We start from the raw sequence: 20,945 nt of genomic DNA, 5'->3' as shown, positions 1-20,945 counted from the left end.
CCCTACAGCTCGATCGGTACGTTCTTCTCGGCGCAGGCATCCCGCACGGCCGCCATCACGTCCTGGGTCCGGACGGTCTCCAGATCGGTGATGGTGACCGACCCCTTGTCGGTGCGATGCTGGGCGGCGACCCGCGAATCGCGCAGCCGCTCAGCGCGTTCCACGACGTTGCGGGCAAATCGCCCGTTTTGCATGACGTCCACGCCGTGGCTGCCGTCCGGGGCCAGGTACGCGCGCAGCGCCCGGCACGCCGCATTCAGCGCGTCGCGCGCGGCGGGTTCGATCACGGTGGCGCGCGGCTGCCCGTAGCGCATCGCGATCTCCACCAGTTCATCCGGGCTGTAGGACTCGAACCGCAGCTTGCGGTTGAACCGTCCCGCCAAACCCGGGTTCACCGTGAGGAACTCGTCGACCTCACGCTCGTAGCCGGCACCGATGAAACAGAAGTCGAACCGGTGCACCTCCAACGCCACCAGCAGCTGGTTGACGGCCTCCATACCGATCATGTCCGGACGGCCGTCGTGGTGGCGCTCCACCAGGCTGTAGAACTCGTCCATGAACAGGATGCGCCCCAGCGAACGATCAATCAGCTCATTGGTTTTCGGCCCCGACGAGCCGATGTGCTCGCCGCAGAAGTCCGCCCGTTTGACCTCGATGATCTCCGGGTGGCGCACAATGCCCAGGCCCGCGTAGATCTTGCCCAACGCCTCGGCGGTGGTGGTCTTACCGGTGCCCGGCGGACCCACCAACAACATGTGGTTGGTCTGGTTGGTGACCGGCAGGCCGTGGGCCAATCGCAATGCCCGGACCTCGATCTGGTCCTCCAGCTCCGCGACGGCGCGCTTGACGTCGGCCAGCCCCACCTGATGGTTGAGCAGCGCCCGCCCCTCCTCCAGGAGTTCGGCGCGGCGGCCCTCGTTCTCCTCCTGCTGGCGATCCTCGAGGCTCTGCTCGGTGCTGACGTCCCACCGGTTGGTGCGGCTGTTGATGGTGGCCTCGTCGGTCACCACCAGCCGCAGATTCGGATCGGCCAGCGCCTCCTGCGCGCACGCGATCAGGGCGCCGTTGATGGTCGCCTTCGACAGCGCGACCTGAGCCTTGTCCTCCTCGCCGAGCTGCCGGTGGGCCATCCCGCGGACGTAGGCCAGATCCGCGGCGATCAGCGGGAATTCGGCGGGGTCGATCGCCGCGACGATCGCGTCGGTCAGATCCCGACGCCGCGCCTCCGCGCTATGTTCACCGCGGGCCCGCAGATCGATGCGGTCCGCCCAATCCAGCGCGACCCGCCCCTGCCCGAGGTGCGCGGCCGCATGCGCGGCCAGGGTGTTGGTGGCCGCGGTGACCGCCGACATGATGATCGCCTGCGGCGGCAGCACCGTCGCGGCCACCGAGATGACATCGGGCCAGCGTTGGGTGGCGAACATCAGATAGGCCCGCAGATACTGCTGCCACTGGTGGTTCTCCCAGGTGTCCAGCAGCGCCGAATCGCCCAGCAGCGCTTCGGCCTTCTCGAACTGACCGTCATCGACCAACGCCGAGGCCAACGCGAGCCCGGCGTGCGACGATTCGGTGACGGTGATCGCCAGGTACGGGCCGGCCTTGATGTGCGCGGCCAGCGTCGCGCCGATCCGGTTGGTTTCGCGGTGCAGCCGCGCCCCGTAGGCGTAGAGCTCCTGCAGGGACGACAGCGCGTCGTCACCGGCCGCGATCCGCCCGAGCCAGGCATCGGCCATCGCCGGGTCGGTCTCGGTGGCCTCCCGGAACTTCGCCTGCGCGGCGTCCGGTTCGGCGGCAAGCAAGGCCATACCCTGGTCGAAGTGCCTACGGGCGGCCGCGGTCATGCTGGTACTGGTCGTCATCGCTTGCGGGTCAGCGCCTTTCCTCAACGAGTTCCCGGTCCTCGAACATGCTGGTCGGTTCGGCCGAAACGTAGCGGTTCTCGGCGCGGAACAGCTCCACCTCGACCGTCCGCGCCCAGCCGCGCGCGCTCACCTCGACGGTGGCGGGTCCGATCTGGGTGATGTGCACGTCGGCGGTCCCCCGGACCGGCTCGCCCGGACGCCCGATCGAGATCACCGTGTTGGGCCGCGGCGCCGGCGCGAGCACACCGTCGGTCACGCTGACGGTGGTGCCGGCGGCCGGCCGGGTGCCCTCGGTGACCGCGATGTCGGGCATCCGCACGGTGGCCCACCGCTGCGGATCCCGGGTGTGGATGGTGATTCGGTCGCCGGCCCCGGCGGCGCGCACCACCAGGCGTTTGGCCACCACGTCGTCGGCCGCGATGTGCACGCGGCTGAACTCGCCGGGGTCGCCGAACGGCAACAGCAACCGATCGCCGGCGCCCACCTTGCCGATCAGGACGCCCGACGGGCCCACCGGCACGGGCAGTGCGGCCGGCGCCGGTCCGCGCCGGATGCGCCGCAACGCCCGGGTGGGCCCGCAAATGCTCGCGGCGACGGCCGCGGCCTGCTCCCCCGGCAGGGTGCGCATGATGACGCTCGGCGGCGCGGTGGGCGGCTGGGTGGTGCGCACCGTCACGGTGGCGGTCGCGGTGCCGTCGGCGAACAGCGTCCAGTTCTGGATGACGCCGTCGACGCGCAGCGACCAGGCCTGATCCATGGTTTCCGGCGTAATGTCCTGCGGTCGATACCAATACGACGTCAGCCAGCCGTTGTCGCTGCGCACCGAACGCCACTTCTGCCGGCCCTGCCCCAGCGCCGCATGCCCGATGCGGCGTTCCATCTCGACGATGTCGGTTGCGGTGGCCACCTTCGCCCGGATACCGCGGTGGCGCAGTTCGGCGCTGATGCGCTGCGCGGCGGCCAGCGCGGCCGTCCCGGCCGAGATCCGCCACTGCAGGGCGTCGGCGTTCGGGAAGCTGGCAATCCGGGCGATCACCCAGGTTTCCCGTTGCCCGGCATACGGCGGCGTGCCGATCAACGTGTCGTACACCCGGGGATAGTCACCGGTCGCCCGGCGACGCGCACCGGCGGTCACCAGGCTCAGCGACTCGACCGTGAGTCCCAGGCTGTGCCGCAGCAGATCCCGCAGTGCGGCCAGATCGACGGTGTTCTCGGTGACAGCCGCGGTGGATCCGGTGAACACCGTGGGCGTGTGGGCCTTGCCCAACACGTGCACCGCGACGATCGCGACCTGATCCTGATAGCGGACCCCGCCGCCGGAGCGGTCGTTGGCGACGGTGATCGGTTCGACGAGTTCGATCCCGCGGTTGCGCCGGCGGAACAGCGCCCACCACGACCACAGCGGCAGCCGCCACCACCGGATCACGGCGACGGCCACCCCGAACACCAACCCGATGCCGGCCCCGAGGTAACCGCCGACGCCCCAGCCCAGCAGGCCCGCGGCGAACACCGCGACAATGACGGCAATGCGGGTGGCGGCGCTCATCGGGCCCGCCTGGCCCGCGCCACCAGCGACGCCAGCAGCACCGCGCCCAGCATGGCGGCGCCGAAGATCAGCGCGACGTTGCGGGCCCGATGGTCCGGCGGTGCCGGCGGTGGCGGCGGCACCACCAGTCGACTTTCCGAGCCCGGCGCGAGTCGCTCGCCCGGCGGGACGTTGAAGGTCAGTGCCGCAACAGGATCCACCACGCCGTAGCCGACCTGATTGTCGACGCCGCGGGGCGGGTTGTGCGAGGTCTGCCGGATCCGGTTGATCACCTGGTGCGCGGTGAGTTCCGGGAACTTCGCGCGCACCAGCGCGGCCACGCCGCTGACGTAGGCCGCCGAGAAGCTGGTCCCCCAGAACGGCGTGTTCGGCTCACCCGGCTTGCTCGGCGGGTAGGCGTTCACCGGGGCACCGTTGTTCGGGGACAACCCCATGATCCCGACCCCGGGAGCGGCCGCCGACACCCACGGTCCGGCCAGGCTCTTCGGCAGCGGCGCGCCGGAGTTGTCGACGGCACCCACCGACAACACGTAATCGGCGAACCACGACGGCGACGAGACGGTCTTGACCTGTCGCCAGTCCCGGGGGTCGTCGGCGTTGAGCGGATCGAACAACGGGTTCTGCGCGCACCCCTCTTCGCCCTCGTTGCCGGCGGCCGCCACGATGACGGCGTCCTTGACGGTCGCCGCGTACCACGCCGCGGCGCCGAGGGCGCGCTGATCCAGCGGATCGGCGGCCGAAACACAGGACGTGACACTGATGTTGATCACCTTGGCGCCCATATTCGCGGCGTGCACGATGGCCTGGGCCAGGGACTGGATGGTGCCGGCCTTGCGGCGTGCCTCGTTGTCCCCTGGTTGCGGGTCGACGAACTCATACGCCCGCGAGGACTGCCGGATCGCAATGATCACCGCGTGCGGGGCGACGCCGGCCACGCCGTCGGGCGAGTCCGGCGGCGGCGGCGGGACCGCCGGATTCTGGGGCAGGTCCGGTAGCGGCCGGCCGGGAGCGTTGGCGGGCAGTGCCGGTGGCGGCGGGGGCGGGGGTGGTTCGGCCGGGGGCGCCGGCCGGATCTCGGTCACCGTGACCGGCGCCGGCGGCGGGGGCGGCGCCGGCGGCGCGGGCTGCCCGGCCGGGGGTGGCGGGCCGCCGGTGACCGGCGCGGGTCCCTCGGGCGGCGGGAAGGCCGGCCGCGGCGGCATCGGCGGCGGCATCGGACTGCCCTGGGGCGCAGCGCCAATCAACGAGGCCACGATGGTGCCGTGGGCGTCGCAGTCCAGCAGGCCGTCACCACCCATGATGTAGTCGCCGCCGGCGACCACCGGCAGCCGCGGATGGGGGTTGACGCCGGTGTCGATCACCGCGACCGGGACACCGTGTCCCGTGGAGAACTCCCACGCCTTGGCGATGTTGAGCATCGTGAAGCCCGGCGCCGTCACGGTCACGTTGGGATCTTCCACGGTGATGGTCTGGGCGCACATGTTGCTCTGCCGCATCGCCTGATCGGGTCCGGGCCGGCCGTCGGCGGGCACCATCTCCGGATCGACCGACGGCGGCGCAATCGCGTGGGCGACAGGAAGATTGGTGCTCAACGCGACCAACAGCAGCGCGGCGGTCGCCGCCCCGAGCGCGCGGCCCCGCTTGGCCAGGCCCGCCGACCTCATCGCATTCGAACCCATGTGAACAGTCCCCCGATCCACGCGGCAAGCGGCAGCGCGGCCACGATCGCCAGCAGCTCAAGCCATTCGGCCAGCATCCGGACCAACGGCGTGAACCGGGTGACCGGCACCAGCAGTCCCGCCAGCAGACCCAGGCCGGCGAAGACCGCCAGCGCCAGCGTCCCCCACAGCACCGCCGAACCCGAGTCCGCCGGTGCGGCCAGCACGTACTTCACGACGCCCACGCAGACCGCGGCCGACGCGCCGCACACCAACGCCACCGCCTGCTGCTTGGCGGTGAAGCTGCGGCCGCGGCTGATGAAGATGAACACGAACAGCATGGCCAACACGGTGGCGGCGGTGCTCTTGGCCTGTCCCGGCAGCAACGTCGCCCACACCGCGATCGGCAGGGCCGCCGCGACCGCGACACAGATCCCGGTGAGCACTTGATTCGCCCGACGGGCCGCGGCGGCGATCTCCGCGCCCCGTGGGGTGGTGTCCGGATTCACCTCGGCCGCTTCGCCCTCGGCGTCCTCGAAGCCTTCGTCGGGCACCGGTTCGACGGCGTCCACGGGCAGGCCGTCGCTGCGCCGGAACAGGTCCCGGCCGGTGATCGAACCGAAGTGCGGCGGCCGGATCCGGGCCGCCCACAGCGCGAACGTCGGCGCGAGCGTCACCAGCAGCAGCAGCGCGATCAGCCCGCACATGCCGAGCCATTGCGCGGGGATCGGCCGCCACATCCGCGCCAACGCCACCGCACCGCCCAACGCGCACAGCGTCACGATGAGGGCCCCGACGGTGATGTGGCGCTTGGTCAGCGCCATCAGCCCGCAGGTCATCGCCAGCACCGCCAGGCCCGCGATGAACAGATGGGCGGACCCGAGCCCGCCCGGGGCGGCGGCACCCAGACTGACTGCGAGCAGCGGTATCGCCGGCCACGCGAACCCGCTGAGCAGGTCCTGGCGCTGCGGCCACCAGCTGGCCATCGCGCCCGCGCCGCCGGCCAGCAGCAGTCCGAAGACGCCGGTAACGATGGTGGGCAGCAGGGCGTCGTCGACGGTGCGATGACGCAGGGCCAGCACCAGGATCGCGGCGGCGCACATCGCCGCGATCGCGATCGCGGTGTGCGCCGCGGTCGCGGCGGTGACCGGTTCGAACAGCTTCTTGCCCACCCGGGCCAGGCCCGTCGACAGCGACTCATATTGCGGCGCAAAGGAATCGCCCTGTCCGGCGGGCACCAGCACCAGGGTGGTGCCATCCTCCACGCCGAGTTCGTCGAGTGTCTTGGTGACTTCGAGGCGGGTGCCATTGGCGCGCTGCAACTCGTAGCCGAGGCCCGATTCCAACCCGCCGAGACCGCGGCGCTTCAACTCGTCGTCGAGCAATTCGACGATGTCGTCGAGGAAAACCTCAACGGGAACCGACGCGGGATACACCTGCGAAATGAGATGTTCGCCGCACACCACGGCGACGGCGCACCGCGCGGGAAAGGAAACCTTCGCCATTAGCGCGGCCGATCGGCATCGGGTGTGTATTTGTCGGCGATGGCCGCGGTGATCTCGAACAACCGCAGTCGCGTCTCTTTGTTCAATTCATGTTGCACGTCGATGATTCCACCCTTGGCCAGATGCGGGTCATAGGGCATGAATTCGACGGTCGCGCCGGATTGGCTGAAACGCTCGACGAGATACTTGCGCGCGTCGGCGTCGTATTTGTTGCGGCTGTCGTTGAGGATCACCATGCTGCGCGACACCAGTTCGTGGTAGCCCAGCGACCGCAGCAGGTCGATGGCGCGGGTCACCGGCAGCGAGGTGTCGGCCGTGAGACCGGAGACGAACACCAGGGTGTCGCAGGCGTCGAAGACCGCCTTCATCACCGGGTGCTCGAGGTCGTCGGCGGTATCCACCAGCATCACGTTGTGGGTGCGGCGCAGCCGCGACAGCACCCCGGTGAACATCGACGGGACCAGCGGTCGAGGTTGATCCGAGGCACGGTTGCCGGCCAGCACGTCCAGGCCGACGGCGTTCTGTCCCAGGTGTTCTCGGATATCGGCATAGCCCTGGACATCGGTGTCGTTGAGCACCGCCGAGTAATCACCCGGCGGCGTCTCGTCGATCCGGCCGGCCAACGTGCCGAAACCCGGTGCCGCGTCGATCGCGACGACGTTCTCCGGGCGGCACTCCCGGAACACCGCGCCGATCGAGGCGGTCATGGTGGTCTTGCCGACCCCGCCCTTGCCGGAGATCACGCCGACGACGTACTGCTTGCGGATGTGGCGGCGGATGCGTTCGCGGAGTTCGCGATAGTGTCGCTCGGCCGGCGACTCGCCGAAATTGACAGTCTTGAACGTCGCAAGATAAACGAACTTTCGCCATCCCGAGCCCGGTGGAATCTTCCGGGGGGCCACCATGTCGGAAATCCGCAACGAACCGGAAACCGAATCCGGGTGCCGGTGGAAACCCCCGGCGGATTCGCGGTGTCTCGATTGTTCGTTGTCCGGAACACTGCCCGGTTCATTCCCCCATGGAGCCGTCACGGTTTCGACGCTAACACGGGCGCGAAGGTACTCACTTACACAACCTTTCGGTACGAATACCAGTCAGCACTGGCGGGGAGTCCGCGCAGGATCTGGCCCACGGCATCGGCAATACACTTCGTTGTACCCGGACTCACCAAGAGCCATTTCTTGCCGTCGCGCCGGATGGTCTCGTAGACCAGTCGACCCTCGGGGGTGTCCACGATGGCCGCCGAGTCGGCGCCGCTGACCGCCCGGGTCGGCGATTCGGTCGCCACCCCCGACTGCACGGCCGCGATCGACGCCTGCGCCGATTGGCTTGGGTCCCCGGCCAATACCAGCAGCCGGATCTGGTCGGCGTCGAGGGACTGCGTCATCAGGTAGCGCCGCAACCCGTCGCGGTCTTGTACGGATTCCACCAGCGCTGCCGCATCCAGGGTCACCGGCCGCAGCGGGGCCGGTGCCTGGCTGCCGCAGAGCCGGTTGAGCTGGTCGGTGACGACGGTGCTCGCGGTGCCTTCGGCCGTCGCGGTCCCGGCCGGACTGAGTCGGATCAGATGATCCGTGCGTTCCAGGGCCACCCACCACTGCGCGTACCGCGCCAGCAGCACTCGCCTGGGCTGGCCGTCGTGATCCGGGGTCAGCACGTGCAGCAGCAGTGCGACGTCGCGCCGGGCGACCACCGTGAGCCATTCCAGCACCGGCCCGTCCACACCACCGGCTTCGTCGATGACGCCCTGCTCCCGCAGCTCGGCCGCGATCGGAAGCTCCAGCGCCGCCTCCTTGCTCTCGACACTGGGCAGGTGCGGCCGCAGCCCGAGCTCGGGCGCCAGCACCTCGATGCCCGAAAGCACTTGCAGGACAAAGAGTCCATCGATCGTGGTGGTCAGCATGAGTCTCTCCCCCGGACATGCGGTGGGGTGCGCACCTAGGCGCGCACCCCACCGGTCGATTTGTCAGGTCACATCCTGCTGGCCAGCGTCACGTCGGTGGCCGTCGCATTGCCCAACACCGCGTGCACGGTCGCGCCGAATTGCATCACTGTTTCGATCAGGCTCTCGAAACCCTGCATGAACTGGGTCTGATGCTCGGCGTAGGTCACGGCGTTCTTGCCGGAGAACTCGCCGAGCAGGGCACTGGTCCGGTTGTGGACGTCGGTGTAGTCGTCGCCCATCCCGGCGGCGTTGTGAATCACCCGGTCGGCGGCCTCCGCGATGGCTGCCTTGTTGTACGTGATCTGAGTCATCTTGTCTCCTTGGAAGTATCAGGCGGTGGGGAGCTAGCGGGCCATGCTGCCGAGGACGGCCTGGATCTGAGCGGCCGAATCCCCTTCGTTGTTGTCCATGAAGTCAGCGGTATCGCCGAGGTGCTCGGCCAGCGCGGTGCCGTGCGTGAGGATCTTCTGCATGGCCTCATTGATCTCATTCATGGTCTGGCCGGCCATCACGGCCGCGGGGCCCCGGAATGCGCCCCCGCCCACCAGATCCTGAATCAGGTTGATGCAGTCATTGCTCAGGTTTCCGCTCTGCATGATGGCCGAGACCACCGAGTTCATGGTCTCCCGCAACTGCTCCGGGGGTACATCGATCGTGCCCTGCCCGCCGACTTCGTATGCCATTTCTGTCCCTCTCCCTTTGGTTATTCCCCCCGCTTGTGGGGACGTAAATGTGAGTCTAAGTGCATTCCGGACGGTGTCACTTCACCAATTAGCAAATGCGACTGCTGGAGTGTAACCGCGATGGGGCCCAGTCTCCACCCCTGTGATCAGTGTGAATGGTGGGATTTGGTAAACAGCCGCCTCAAACCCCACTCCGCTGGCTATCTCCCTCGGGTGCGGTCGGACGCGCTGCTGCTGGTTTCCCGGCTAGGTTCTGTCCCGGTCCCCCTCGGTCACGATGCGCGCGCGGGTCACCTGTTCCTGCCCGCCCTCACCCTGGCCACGGGCAAGCATGCCGGCCGGTCCCATCGGCATCGCGCCGCCGCCCGCCATCGCCGGCCCGCGCATCTCCGTCGCGTTGAGCAGCCCCGGGGATCGCAGCCCCGTCGCGCGGCCGCCGTTCTCGGGCGCGAAACCGCTCGCCGGACGCACGTAGCTCGTCATACCCTGTGCGGCAGCGGGGGATCCGATGCCGCCGCCGCCACCGCCGGTGGCCACGCCGAGTCCACCGGCGCCCGGCATCCCCGCCCCGCCGGGCCGGATCGCGTCCCCGGCGGCGCCCGCATTGGCTCCGTTGAACGAACCGCCGAACATTCCGGTCAAGCCCTGCACCGCCGACATCGCGGGCTGCATCATCGACGTGGGCATTCCGAGGATGCCCTCGAAGGCCTGCGGCAGCGCGTCGAACGCCTTCTGAGCCGGACCGAGCGCGTTCTGGGCGACATCCATGAACGATCCCGCGCCGTTGCCGCCGGCCGAGGAGAATTGACCGGCCGCCTTGCTGGAGGCACGCATCGCGTCGCCGGCCGCGGTCGTGGCGGCGGTCTCCGCCATCGCCGACGCCGCGGCCGCCGGCATGGCAGGGGCCGCGTTCTGCGGCGTGATCGGCGGCGGCACCGCCAACAACGGCATCAGGGAGGTCAACGTCGCCGAGTAGGCGGCGCCGGTACTGGCATTGTTCGGCCAGAAGTGGCCGAAGTACTCGCGGTCCCGGTCGGCCATGGGGATCACGAACATGCCCGGCAGGACCGTGTTCAGTGCGTTGAACATCCCCCACTCCTCGCGGTTGAGCACGCACAGTGCGGCCGGGATCATCGAGGAATAGGCCGTGGTGAACGCGTTGACCGCGGTCCCGATCAGCGGGGGCTTCTCCGCGAGCCACCCGAACAGCAGATGCGCCACGGTGTTGATCCCGGTGACGGTGGCGGTCGAGGCCACGCTGGTCGCACCCTGGAACTCGGCGCTGAGCGCCAACATGTTCGACGTCGATACACCCGCGGCGGTCTCGGTGGACGCCATCTCGGCGGTGTAGGCCGCCAGGGCCGCCATCATGCTCGGGAGGCCCCCCGGGGCCGCCTTGAGCAGCAAATCATTCTGGTCGGGCGTGCGTATCGCCCAGCCTGGGTCGATCATTGGTCCCCCTGACGACCGGGTCTACAACACCGCTGAAGTCAGGGCGGCTGCGGCGCTGCGCGCGGTCTCGGTCGCCTCGAAGGTGGCACCCGCGATCCCCTGCGCACCGGCAAACATGCCACGTTGCACGGTGTGTTCCGTGAGGGCGGCGACGTAGGCCGCGCCGGAGGCCCGTAGGGCGTTGGCGAAGGCGATCGAAGTGACATCGCCGGCCATCTCCAAGATGCCCAGCAGCGCCGCCGAGGCGGCCCCCGCGCTGGCCCCCTGGGCGGCGGCGACGCCCGCCTCGGTGGCCGCGGACAAACCGACCATGGGTGGCGTGACATCGACAATCGGGTTCGTCATGGCATTACCTTCCTGTTGTTGCTGAGGTTTCCCCCGCACCCCGTCAACTGCGGTATCGATGATCCTAAGGTGTGCTGGGCTGTGGTGCGGACGTTATTTCTGCGGATGTGGACGTGGCGGGGTCCGGAAAGCCCACCAACACCCCCTCGATCTCACCCTCGGTCGAGACCAGCTGACCCCGGCCGGGCGGCAACTGCTGCGCGGAGATCCGGCCGTAGACCTTGACCACGGTCGGATCGTTGTCCATGAACAGCGTCGGCGTCCGGGAACTGGTCAGCCGCTGCATCAGCGGGTTCATCGCCGATGCACCGGCCCAGTTTCCTGGCAAACGAGACACGACGATGTGCAGGCCGACTTCGCGGCTGCGTTCGATGAGCGGAAGCAGCGGACCCACCGCCGCGGGCTTGCCCAGCACCGCGCCGGAGGGGCGCAACTCCTGCTCGTCATCGATCAGCACGAAATAGTGCGGACCCTGCCATGTCGTCCGACTCAGCAACTCCTCCTGGCTGAGTCCGGACGGCGGGAGCCGGTCCTGCAACTCGGCGGCCAGGGATTCGAGCACCTGGTCGACGTCCTCGGCGGTGTAGGCGTAGGCGCGCACGTGCGGGCCCTGCACCTTGCCGATCAGGCTGGTCTTGGGGTCGATGATGATAATTTGCGCCTGCTCGGGCGACAGCGCGGCCATCACCGACTGCCCGACGGCAGCCAGCGTCGAGGTCTTGCCGCAGCCCTGCCGCCCCACCACCAACAGGTTCGGCGACACCCGGGTATTGAGAGTCACCGGCTGCAGTGCGGTCTCCCCGAGCGCGAACGGGATCGCCCACGGGTCGACGGCGGCCGGGCTGGCCCGGTGTGCGGTGACGAGTTCGCCGAGGCCGACGCGATCGGGCAGCCGCACCAGGGCCTCGACGCGATCGGCGCCGGTCACCCCGGCGATGACCCGGCCCACCTGGCGGGTGCCGATGCGCTCCCCGCCCGGGCCGGTGATCTCCGGGATGCCCACCAACAGTTCGTGGCTGGTGCGGGTGATACCGAAGCCGGGCCGGTCCAGCACCCGCCGAGCCGCCTTGCGGTGCTCGATGCCGGTGTTCATCGCGGTCTCGTCGGGGTTACTGAGCCGCAACTCGATTCGTGCGTTCGAGACCCCGACCAGGGCCTGGCGCTGTCCGACCAGCCACCCGTTGCTACTCGTCATCACGTGCACCCCGTAGGACAGGCCCTGCCGGGCCAGCGCGATCACCCGGTCGCCGAGGGCCATGTCCTTTTCGTAGAGGTCACCGAAGTTGTCGACCACCAGGAAGACGTCGCCGAACTTGTCGTCCGGGTCGGTTCCGCCGCCACCGGCGGCGCCGAACCGGCGTTCGCGGAACTCCGAGATATCGATCTGATAGTGCTTGAACGCCGCCTCGCGGGCCCGGATCAAACCCTCCAGGGTGGCGATGGTGCGCGAAACCCCTTCGGTGTCAGTCACACTGACCACGCCGGCAACGTGCGGCAGATCCTCGATCGCGTACAGGGTGGCGCCGATGCAGAAGAACGTCACCCGATCCGGCCGATACATCAGCGCCGCCGACATCATCAACGTCATCAGCGTGCTGGACTTGCCGCGCTGCGCGGTGCCCACCACCATCACGTTGTCCATCTCGACATCGAGGACGTGCACGTTCTGTTGGTGATCCTCGGGGATGTCGACCACGCCGACGGGAATCACCAGCCCGGGGTTCTGGCCGTAGTCGACGTGCCAGGGCCGCCCCCGGAACCGCTGCACCAGCGCGTCGGCGCACTCGGACTCCTCCAGCGGCGGCAGCCAGATCCGATGCGGAGGCCGCGCCGGGTGCGCCAGCAGCGAGTCCCGGATGACCTCCAGTAGTTTCTTCTTCTTGAATCCGTCGGCGTGATATAGGTATTCGTCGGGTTCCTCGGGATCGTCGGCGACCGCCAGGGCCGCACTGTCCTCCTCGGACAGCGGCTGGTACTCCCAGGTCAGGGCGCGCGGCTGACCGAAGCTCAGGTCCACCGTCTTGTCGACGGTGCTGGTCTTCTTCGGCAACACGAACGGCGCCGACACGTAGAAGCAGCGGAACTGTTCGAGTTCGCGCGGGCCCACCTTCAACAGCGCGTAGCCGTTCTTCTGCGACGGCAGGTGCAGGGCGGCGTCGCTGCCGATCACGTCGCGCGAATCCTCGGCGGTCTCGGCGCGCAGCGCGACCCGGAAGGCGATGTTGCTCTTGGCCTTGCTCAGCGACGACAAGTCCAGTCGCTGCCCGCCGAGCGTGAAGAAGACGTTACAGCCGCGGCCTTCCTGCCCGATGTGGATGACGAGGTCGATCCAGTCCTGATGGTGGTGGAACAGTTCGAGGTATTCGTCGATGATGACCAGCAGGATCGGCACGGGTTCCAGATCCCGGCCGGCCAGCCGCATCTCCTCGTACTCGTTGGCGTCACGCGCACCGGCGTCCTTGAAAAGCCGGTAGCGACGGGCGATCTCACCGTTGATCGCCTTGCGCATCCGTTCCGCCAGATGCCGGTCGTCCTTGCCCAGGTTCGACAGCGAGCCGGCCACGTGCGGCAGGCCCTCGAGGTCCTGGGCGGCCGATTCGAACTTCATGTCGACGAAGATGACGATGAACGTCTCCGGCGAATGCGTCAACGCGATCCCGTTGCACAACGACAGGAAGTACTCCGACTTACCCGAACCCGACGTGCCGATCACCACCGAGTGGAAGCCGTAGCCACCGAAGTCCTTGGCGCGCAGGATGATGTGTTCGAGCTCCCCGTTGGGGCGCACGCCCACCGGGACCATGCCCCATTTGGGGTCGCCGCGCCCGCGGCTCTCCGCCCACAGCCGGTCCACCTCGAGTTTGCGTGGGTCGCTGATGCCCAGCAGCCGCAGCAACTCGCCGCCCTGGCTGTCGGTCTCGGAAAGCTCGCCGGCGGTGGTCGGCGACCAGCGGGCGATCGCGCGCGCATAGCGGTCCGCGGTGCTCTCGGCCAGCATGTCGGCCACGGCGTAGAAGGCCTCGCGATGCCGCAGGCGTCCTTCCCGCAGTTCGAAGCGCTCGTCCTGCTCGGCGAACCCGACCCCGACGCCGGGGCGGGTCGCCAACCGCAGCACGGTGATTCCGGCCATGCCCTTCTGGCCGGTGATGCCCTCCCACTGCTCGGGGGTGCCCACACTGTCGTCGATGATCACCCAGTGCGGGCCCAGGGCCGAGCCTCCCGTCGCCTCCATCGGCGAGGGCATCGACAGCGGGCTGCTGCCCGACGGCGGCGCCCAGGGGCCGCGGCCCTTGCGGTGCAGTTCGGCATCGAGGGCGACCTCGAGGTCCATCGGCGAGGCGAACACCAACCGTCGCAGTCCGCACGCATCGAACATCTCGTCGTGCTGGTTGTGCGGCAGCCACACCACCCACTGCCAGGCCTCGGGATGCCGCGTGACTACCATGATCTTCAGATCGCTGGGACTGTGGTACACCGCCAGCGAGCACAGCACGGCCCGCATCAGGCTGCGCAGCTCGTCCGGTTCCGGCCCGAGAAAGCTGAACCCCGGTTTGGACCGCAGGCTCAGCACCTTGCCGATGCCGCGAATCTTGCTCTGCTCCAGGATGAAGTCGCGCAGGGCGCGCCCGGTGACGGGCTCGAGTTCCTCGCCGACCGGCACCTCGGGCCACTGCAGCGAGACCGCCGATTCGCTGGATTGCTGGACGCCGATGCCGAGGCGGACATCGAGGAAGTCGACGTCGGTGTTGCGCCGCTCCCACATCCGCGGACCGCCGATCACGGTGTCCAACTGCTGCGGGTCGCCGTGGACGAACAGCTGGCTGTGCCGTTGATCGTGGGCCGCGCGCTGGATCTCGTCGCGGTCCTCGTCGAGCTGGCGCAGGTAGATCCGGCGTTGTTTCTCCTGCTCGCCCCAAGTCATCTTACGGGCGCGGCCGAACCGGCCGCTGAACATCATTGCCGCAAACCCGATCAGGCCGATCATCGGGAAGAAGCCGCCCCGCATCGAGCGCGCCCCGGAGGTGTACATCACCACCAGCATTCCCAGGATGCCCACCAGCAGGGCCGGGATCGCGATCATCAGCAGGATGTTGCGCGGTTCGCGCTCGGGCAACTCCAGCGGCGCGTTGACCGCGACGCGGGCCGGCGGCACCGATGGTGCCGGCTTACGCGGTGCCCGGACGAAACCCCGTTTGGACATCGTTACCCTCCCATGCCTGGAATGCGTGCGGCCGTTCCCCCGCTGGGCAGGGTGTCCCGGGCCAGCAGTGCATCCTCGCGGCTGATCGCCGGACCCGACGCGAAGGTCCGGATGATCGGCCACGGTGCCTGCACAGCGCTGCCCGGATTGAGCCCGATGGCGTTCAAAGTTTGATCATCCCAACTGATTCCGTACCGGACCCCCTGCGGGGAGATCCAGAACAGACTTTCCCGGGTATCCGAGGTGACGACACCGCTGGTGGTGGCGACGAAGTTGGGGGCGCCCGGCAACAGCAGAATCTGGTCGGCCACCACCGAATCCGGATGCCGATCGTCCCGGACCAGCTTGACCAGATGCGAGTCCATGCTGGGCGACACCGGCAGGCCCTTGCCGTTGAACACGGTGACTCCTGCCTGCCGGTCGGTGGCCATCTTCTCCCACCCCACGCAGGTCACCGGATTGGCGTCGGTGTCAATGAAGTTCAGGCGCGCACTCGGGTAGAAGCCGATGTTGAGTTCGCTGACATCGGGAATGCCCACCAGCTTGTCCGGGGTCACCAGCAGCGGCGCGGCCGACGTCTGAGACACCGCGGTGCGCAACAGGTCGGCGACGAACGCGCTGATCTTCTGCACGCCGCCCGGCAACAGCACGTAGAAGCCGCTGACCGTGCCCGCGGCGTCCTTGCTCTGCAGAACGGTGCCCACCGGAACCTCGGGCAGCCAGCGCGACGGCCGGCCCAACTCGGGAATGGCCGGGACCACCAGGGGTTCGGTGGCCGGCAGCGCGTCGAACAGGGCATTGGACATCGCGATGGGGGAGGTTTGGCCCGGATCCAGACCCAGGTTGAACGTCAGCGACCGATCGCGGGGGTCGATCCGGGAGCGCTGCCCGTTCCACACCAGGTAGGTCGCGCCGCCGTGGGTGGCCAGCACGGCCTGATTCGGTTCCATCGCCGCGGCGCGCCCGTAGCGGGACAGCTGCCCCGCGATCGAGGTCACCACCGGTCCGGCCGCGGAACCGCGGGCCGCCGCGGTGTCACACACCGACCACGCCGACACGCCGCCGCCGGTCACCGCCAGGTCGTCCGGGGCGCCGGGGATCCCGATGCGCGGACCGGTCGGAAACTTCCGTATCTCAGCGGATTTCACCCATGTCGGGGCCGCGTTGGAACCGGTGGCCAACCGCGCCGAGGTGAGATTAAGCGCGGGGTAGAGCCGGCCGTCGATCTTGGCGTAGACCGCACCGGTCTCCCGGTCCCCGATGATGCTGGACTCGCCGACGAGTCCGGCCGGCTTCAGGAAGTGCAGCAGCGCCATCCAGCCGACGCCGATCAGGACGAACACGATCGACAACGCCAGCGCGGCATGCTGTTTGCGATCGTCGTGCTTCATCCGCACGGAGAACCGGGTGATCGCCGCCTTCAACCTGCGGTTGTAGAAGAGGTGACCTGAGTTCTGGTCCCGGTTCGACAAATTCAGCGGCACGGTTGAAGTCCTTCCGGCGGATCGTCCGCATGCCCTGCCACCGAACTGCGCAACGGTCGCGCATCGGCTGCCTGCTTACGATATCCGCGCCCGAACACCCCCCGTGACACCAAAATTCGGGCCGGGCAGGACCCGGCCCGGGAATGGGCACCAGTGCGGCACACGGCGCGCTGCGTCCCCATCAGCGCAGGCTGCCGCCGTACCTGGCACTGTTATCGGCCTCCGCTTCGTCGCGAAGCGCGGCAAATGCCAGGTTGAGTCGGTCGGCGAGTTCGACATGCGAGTATTCGGTGGCTCGCGGATGCAGGTTCAACTGCACGAGCTTTCCGTCGGCGTTGGCAACCGCATGAATATCCCCCAAATCCACCGTGAAAGTTATCCGCTCGGCCTCTTCCACGAGCGCTTCCCATTTGTCAGCCGCTTCACTCAACTCGCGGAGAACCGCGTCGACCAGAGCCTTGTCGGCACGTTCCTCCGCACCCTGGGGCCCCGACACCGACACAGTATGGAGAGCGCCACCCAGCAACGTCAATTCACTTCGCGGACCCAAACCTCAGGAGTCACCAATAACCCCAGGATTAGGGCTATTGGGCCCAACCGCTCCCGTCGGCGGCCGTCACCGCGAGGAACCAGGCAAAATGGTAGTTCGCCGCCACCGGATCCCCACCGGCGATCGCCTCGGTCGCGGCCAGCAGCAGACAATTACAGAACAGCCGGTCGGTCACGTCCGGATATTGCGCAAACAACTGGTAGCGGGCGGTATCGAGGTGCACCCGCAGCACGTCCAATTCCGCGTCGACAACCCCGGTGCCGGCCGCACCGGCCTTGGCCATGGTGTGCACCATTCGCGGCAGCCCGTCGCGCCAATGCGTGGCCTCGGTGAGCTGCCAGCCGAGGTCCGGCACCGGTTCGGCGGCGCGCACGTGGGGGTCCGACGCCGTCACATCCAGCTCGGTGATCGGCCGGAATGCGTCGCCGGGACGGTAGGTGACGTTGCGCTCGGTGGGACCCATGAGAGCGGTGGGGTTTCCGCGGCGGCGTTGTGGCGGTAGCAGTTCCACCCCCGCGGGCACGGCGATGCCGGACGGAATCCAGCCGTGCGCCAGATCCGTCACCAACACCGTGGAACCATCGGCGCGATCGCCGACCGCCCAGGCCAGTCCCGGTTCCTGACGGGCGACGTGGGCGATCAGCCGCCGCAGCCGCGCCTCAGCGGACTCGACCTGCGAGGCCGGGCTCCGCTCGGGCCGGGGGGCGGGCCGCGGCGGGGCCGGTACGGATACGGGCGCCGGCCGCGGCCGAGGCGTGGGCGCGGCCGTCGGGACCGGCACCGGCGGTGGCGGTTCGGGGTCGGGAACCGGCTCGGGGTCGACGCGCGCCGGGGTGGGCTCGGCTGCCGGTGCCTCGGAAACCGGCGCGGCCTCGGGGGTGCGGTCCGGCGGTTGGTCGTGCTGCTCGAGCACGATCGTCGTCTCCACCGGAGGCGCCGCGGCGCGCCGGACCACCTGGGTGGGCTCCTCGGGTGCCACCCCCAGACTCAGGTATTCGGGCTGAAACCCGAGGGGCTCTTTGCGCAGGTGCCGGATCGTCGATTCCACCCGCAGCACCGCGAACGCCCGGGCCACGTTGATGACCCTGGCCTCCTCGGCCTGGCGCACCGGCTCCTCCAGTGGTGCCTCGCTGATCTCCCGCAGCTTCTGATTCGCCGAATCCGCGATGCGCTGCAGATCCTTGCGGAGATACTCTGCAAGCGAAGCGGTTTCGGGGCTCACCTGGTTGAGTTCAACGGGCCACAGTCCACCGAGTACCCACGGCGTGCAGTCCACCGGCGTCCGGAACGCAGGAATCGACAGGGCCTGCTGAGATGCCCTGCGCATGCGCTGGCGCGCCGTCCTCCTACCGAAGATCGCCACTGGGCAATCGTACTGGGGTTGCTGTGCAGGTCACTTCACACATTTCTGCGCGCTGAATTGTGCGCCGTTGCCGGTCTGAGTACCGTCGCAACCATGGCAGATTCGGTGCTGCAGCAACAGCTGGACGAGGTTCGCGCCCTGCTCGCCCGGGCGCGGGAACTGTTCGGCGCCAATCCCGTCGAACCGCCAGCCGCCATCGTTCCGCCGGCCGGCACCGTCGACACCTGGGTGCGTTGAGTCGTCACCGCTCGGCGCTGAGTCGATGCTCGCGCAGTTGCTCGATGGCCTGCACCAGTTCCGCCGGTCCCGCAACCTCGTCCGAGGGCGTGTGGCCGGCGGCGATGATCTCGGCCCGCACCTCCATCAGCGCCTTGAGGTAGGACACCTCGGCGGTCCGCAGGATGGCCTCGGCCAGGGTGTCCGCGTCGGTGGACATCGCCGGTTCGGTCAGCACGACACTGTGCAGATAGCCGCCGCGGCAGCTGCGGAACAGGATGTGCCCGCTGGGGTGTACGGCATCGAAGTCGGGATTCGGCTCGGTCATCGATCTTCCCGGACCGCCTGAATCTGCGCGGCGGCGTCCCGCTCGTGGGCCTCCCAGCTGGCCGCGGCGTGCTCGAGGAAGCGGGCCATGTCCACGTGGTCGTCGGCCTGCTGCTCGTAGCAGGCGCGGCGCTGCTCCAGCAGCGCCCGGCCCGCCTCCCGCAGTTCGGCGAATATCGGGCCCAGCGAGTCCAGGCTTTCCTGGATCCCGGGGTGGTTCTGCGGCACGACGCGCAACTGCTCGGCGGCCTGCGCGTGGTGAGTGGCGGCCGCACGCAGGTTCTCCAGGTCGACGTTGATCTCCATCAGCTTCTTCCTATCGTGCGGGTTGGGCCGTGGCAGCCGGCCGGGTCGGTGCTGGTGCGGTCGAACTGTTCGGGGTCGTGGCCGGCGGCGCGGGGTCGTCGGCGGCCGGGGGATGCAGCCAGCCTAGGAAACTGGGGCCGCTGACGGCGTCGACCGGGCGAATCTGCCCGTCGAGCAGTGCCCGGTGCCGGTCCAACGCGAGTCCCTGGCGATCGGTGAACATCGCGACGTCCCCGGTACCGATCCTGGCCGGGTCGACCGGATCCGGCACGGGCGTGCCCGGCGGCGCGATGGCGAGCCCCTGCTGGTGAAACGCGTCCACGATGGCGGTGCCGGCAAGTGCGGCCCGCAGCACCCTGGCCAACGCGGGGGTGGGAGCACTGATCAGTTCCCCGTCGGGCAGTTTGACGACACTGGATTCTGGTTCGTCGACCGCGGATTCGGCCTGCTCGTCCTCGACGGGCTCGTCTCGGTCCGGCTCGGCGTCGGATTCCTCCGCCGCCAACGCGGCCTCCTCCGCTGCCAAAAGCTCTTCGAGCGCCTCCAGACTCGGCTCCTGCGGCCCCGGCGGGCGCAGCGCGCCGACGGCATCCTCGCCCCGCGGCAACGGCAGACCCGGCGGTGCGGCCCCCGGTAGACCGCCACCGGGCGCCGGCGGCAGCAGCGACGGCAGCGCCGGTGCCGGCACCGCGGGCGGGGACGGCGGGACGCTCGCGGCGGCCGGGACGGCCGGCTGCGCGCTCGGGGGCGGCAGCAGGCCCGCGAAGGGGTCCGCCATCAGGTCCATCGGCAGCTCCGCCCCGTAGGGCGGCAGTTCGGGCGCCGGTGCGGCCGCGGCGGCCGGTTTGGTCGGTGCCGGGGCCTGTTCGTCGGGCGGCGGCGCGGGCGGTGCGTCGTCGACCCGTTTGGTGGATTCGTAGAGCGCGGTCCACGCCGTGGCCAACGCCGCCTTCGAGCGGTCGTCGAGGCCGGCCTCCTCCACCACCCGGCCGATGTGACGCAGCTTGCCCACCAGGAACCGCTGGAAGTCGCGGGCGCCGGCCGGGGTGTCGAGGTCGGTTCTGGTCCGGACCGCGTCATCGATCTCGCGTTGCAGGGCCCGCAGGGTCTCGGCGCCCTCGGTGCTGGTCGCGTGCGCGTTCAGCACGGCCGAGATCACCATCAGATCCAACGTGGCGGTGGCCGAGTTCTGCTGGGCCAGATCGCTTTCGGCCTTCTTGACGGCGGTGGCGGCCGCCCCGGTCTGGGGCTGGCCCCCGGCCGTCGGGCCGGGCGGGGTCGGCGCCGCGGCGGCCCCGTCGAACCACCCCGGGTGGTTGGCGCGGATCTTGGCGAGAATCGGGTTCAGGGCCGGTTCGTCGGTCCCGATGCTGTAGAACAACGCCGACTGGACCTCGGCCGGGGACAGCCCCGTCATCCACGCGTTCGGGTCGCCGGTGCCGGCGTGCAGACGCGAGACGATGTCCTGGAACTCGCGCTGGGTCGTCACCGGACTGCCTCCA

Annotated in this window: 18 protein-coding genes; 1 reads left to right on the top strand and 17 read right to left on the bottom strand. The window is 69.1% G+C overall.

The annotated features are described in order from the left end of the window. Window positions 1-2 precede the first annotated feature (2 nt). The 14 genes from eccA to RCP80_RS00285 all read right to left on the bottom strand — a co-directional run bounded on the left by eccA (window position 3) and on the right by RCP80_RS00285 (window position 18,558). Window positions 3-1,859, bottom strand: a complete 1,857-nt coding sequence (gene eccA, locus RCP80_RS00350) for a type VII secretion AAA-ATPase EccA (RefSeq protein ID WP_308480458.1) — start codon at window positions 1,857-1,859, stop codon at window positions 3-5. A 10-nt stretch (window positions 1,860-1,869) separates the two neighbouring features. Then, on the bottom strand, window positions 1,870-3,408 hold the full coding sequence (eccE, locus tag RCP80_RS00345; protein WP_308480457.1) for a type VII secretion protein EccE: 1,539 nt from the start codon (window positions 3,406-3,408) through the stop codon (window positions 1,870-1,872). Continuing rightward, window positions 3,405-5,087, bottom strand: a complete 1,683-nt coding sequence (gene mycP, locus RCP80_RS00340) for a type VII secretion-associated serine protease mycosin (protein ID WP_373693419.1) — start codon at window positions 5,085-5,087, stop codon at window positions 3,405-3,407. Before mycP ends, eccE begins: the two co-directional genes overlap by 4 nt. Further along, window positions 5,069-6,571: a type VII secretion integral membrane protein EccD gene (gene eccD, locus RCP80_RS00335; protein WP_308480456.1), complete on the bottom strand. Its 1,503-nt coding sequence runs from the start codon at window positions 6,569-6,571 to the stop codon at window positions 5,069-5,071. Before eccD ends, mycP begins: the two co-directional genes overlap by 19 nt. Beyond that, entirely contained in the window at window positions 6,571-7,602 is a 1,032-nt protein-coding gene (locus RCP80_RS00330; protein WP_308480455.1) for a MinD/ParA family ATP-binding protein, read from the bottom strand. The genes eccD and RCP80_RS00330 overlap by 1 nt, the downstream gene beginning before the upstream one ends. Before the next feature lie 35 nt (window positions 7,603-7,637). Beyond that, the gene (locus RCP80_RS00325; RefSeq protein ID WP_308480454.1) at window positions 7,638-8,474 is read right to left on the bottom strand and encodes an ESX secretion-associated protein EspG; all 837 of its coding nucleotides are present in this window, start codon (window positions 8,472-8,474) and stop codon (window positions 7,638-7,640) included. A gap of 68 nt (window positions 8,475-8,542) precedes the next feature. Next, window positions 8,543-8,827, bottom strand: a complete 285-nt coding sequence (locus RCP80_RS00320) for a WXG100 family type VII secretion target (RefSeq protein WP_308480453.1) — start codon at window positions 8,825-8,827, stop codon at window positions 8,543-8,545. A gap of 33 nt (window positions 8,828-8,860) precedes the next feature. Beyond that, window positions 8,861-9,199, bottom strand: a complete 339-nt coding sequence (locus RCP80_RS00315) for a hypothetical protein (protein WP_308480452.1) — start codon at window positions 9,197-9,199, stop codon at window positions 8,861-8,863. 246 nt (window positions 9,200-9,445) lie between these two features. Further along, window positions 9,446-10,651 carry a PPE domain-containing protein gene (locus RCP80_RS00310; protein WP_308480451.1) on the bottom strand — a complete coding sequence of 402 codons (1,206 nt, stop codon included), beginning with the start codon at window positions 10,649-10,651 and terminating at the stop codon, window positions 9,446-9,448. 21 nt (window positions 10,652-10,672) lie between these two features. Continuing rightward, window positions 10,673-10,996 (bottom strand): PE family protein, encoded by a 324-nt coding sequence (locus RCP80_RS00305; RefSeq protein ID WP_308480450.1) that lies wholly within the window; start codon window positions 10,994-10,996, stop codon window positions 10,673-10,675. A 64-nt stretch (window positions 10,997-11,060) separates the two neighbouring features. Continuing rightward, a complete protein-coding gene (eccCa, locus tag RCP80_RS00300; RefSeq protein ID WP_308480449.1) occupies window positions 11,061-15,197 on the bottom strand; it encodes a type VII secretion protein EccCa in 4,137 nt (1,378 codons plus the stop codon). 2 nt (window positions 15,198-15,199) lie between these two features. Continuing rightward, window positions 15,200-16,681, bottom strand: a complete 1,482-nt coding sequence (gene eccB, locus RCP80_RS00295; protein ID WP_308480448.1) for a type VII secretion protein EccB — start codon at window positions 16,679-16,681, stop codon at window positions 15,200-15,202. Between the two features lie 181 nt (window positions 16,682-16,862). Then, window positions 16,863-17,177 (bottom strand): DUF2710 family protein, encoded by a 315-nt coding sequence (locus tag RCP80_RS00290; RefSeq protein ID WP_308480447.1) that lies wholly within the window; start codon window positions 17,175-17,177, stop codon window positions 16,863-16,865. Window positions 17,178-17,265: 88 nt separating this feature from the next. After that, a complete protein-coding gene (locus tag RCP80_RS00285; RefSeq protein ID WP_373693418.1) occupies window positions 17,266-18,558 on the bottom strand; it encodes a DUF5631 domain-containing protein in 1,293 nt (430 codons plus the stop codon). A gap of 129 nt (window positions 18,559-18,687) precedes the next feature. Between RCP80_RS00285 and RCP80_RS00280 the strand changes: the two genes are divergently transcribed. Next, the gene (locus RCP80_RS00280; RefSeq protein WP_308480445.1) at window positions 18,688-18,831 is read left to right on the top strand and encodes a hypothetical protein; all 144 of its coding nucleotides are present in this window, start codon (window positions 18,688-18,690) and stop codon (window positions 18,829-18,831) included. Window positions 18,832-18,835: 4 nt separating this feature from the next. Here the strand turns inward: RCP80_RS00280 and RCP80_RS00275 are convergent, their stop codons facing one another. Genes RCP80_RS00275 through RCP80_RS00265 form a run of 3 tightly spaced genes read right to left on the bottom strand, consistent with a single transcriptional unit; the run spans window position 18,836 to window position 20,932 of the window. Next, window positions 18,836-19,138, bottom strand: coding sequence for a DUF2694 family protein (locus tag RCP80_RS00275; RefSeq protein WP_308480444.1), 303 nt, complete (start codon window positions 19,136-19,138; stop codon window positions 18,836-18,838). Next, complete coding sequence (locus tag RCP80_RS00270) at window positions 19,135-19,443, bottom strand: type VII secretion target (RefSeq protein WP_308480443.1); 309 nt, start codon at window positions 19,441-19,443, stop codon at window positions 19,135-19,137. Before RCP80_RS00270 ends, RCP80_RS00275 begins: the two co-directional genes overlap by 4 nt. 10 nt (window positions 19,444-19,453) lie before the next feature. After that, the gene (locus tag RCP80_RS00265; protein WP_308480442.1) at window positions 19,454-20,932 is read right to left on the bottom strand and encodes a DUF4226 domain-containing protein; all 1,479 of its coding nucleotides are present in this window, start codon (window positions 20,930-20,932) and stop codon (window positions 19,454-19,456) included. Window positions 20,933-20,945: the final 13 nt, after the last annotated feature.

This window comes from Mycolicibacterium sp. MU0053, from assembly GCF_963378095.1.
Lineage (GTDB): Bacteria > Actinomycetota > Actinomycetes > Mycobacteriales > Mycobacteriaceae > Mycobacterium > Mycobacterium burgundiense.
Note: the sequence above shows the minus strand (reverse complement) of the source record. Positions and strands in the feature narration are given on the sequence as shown.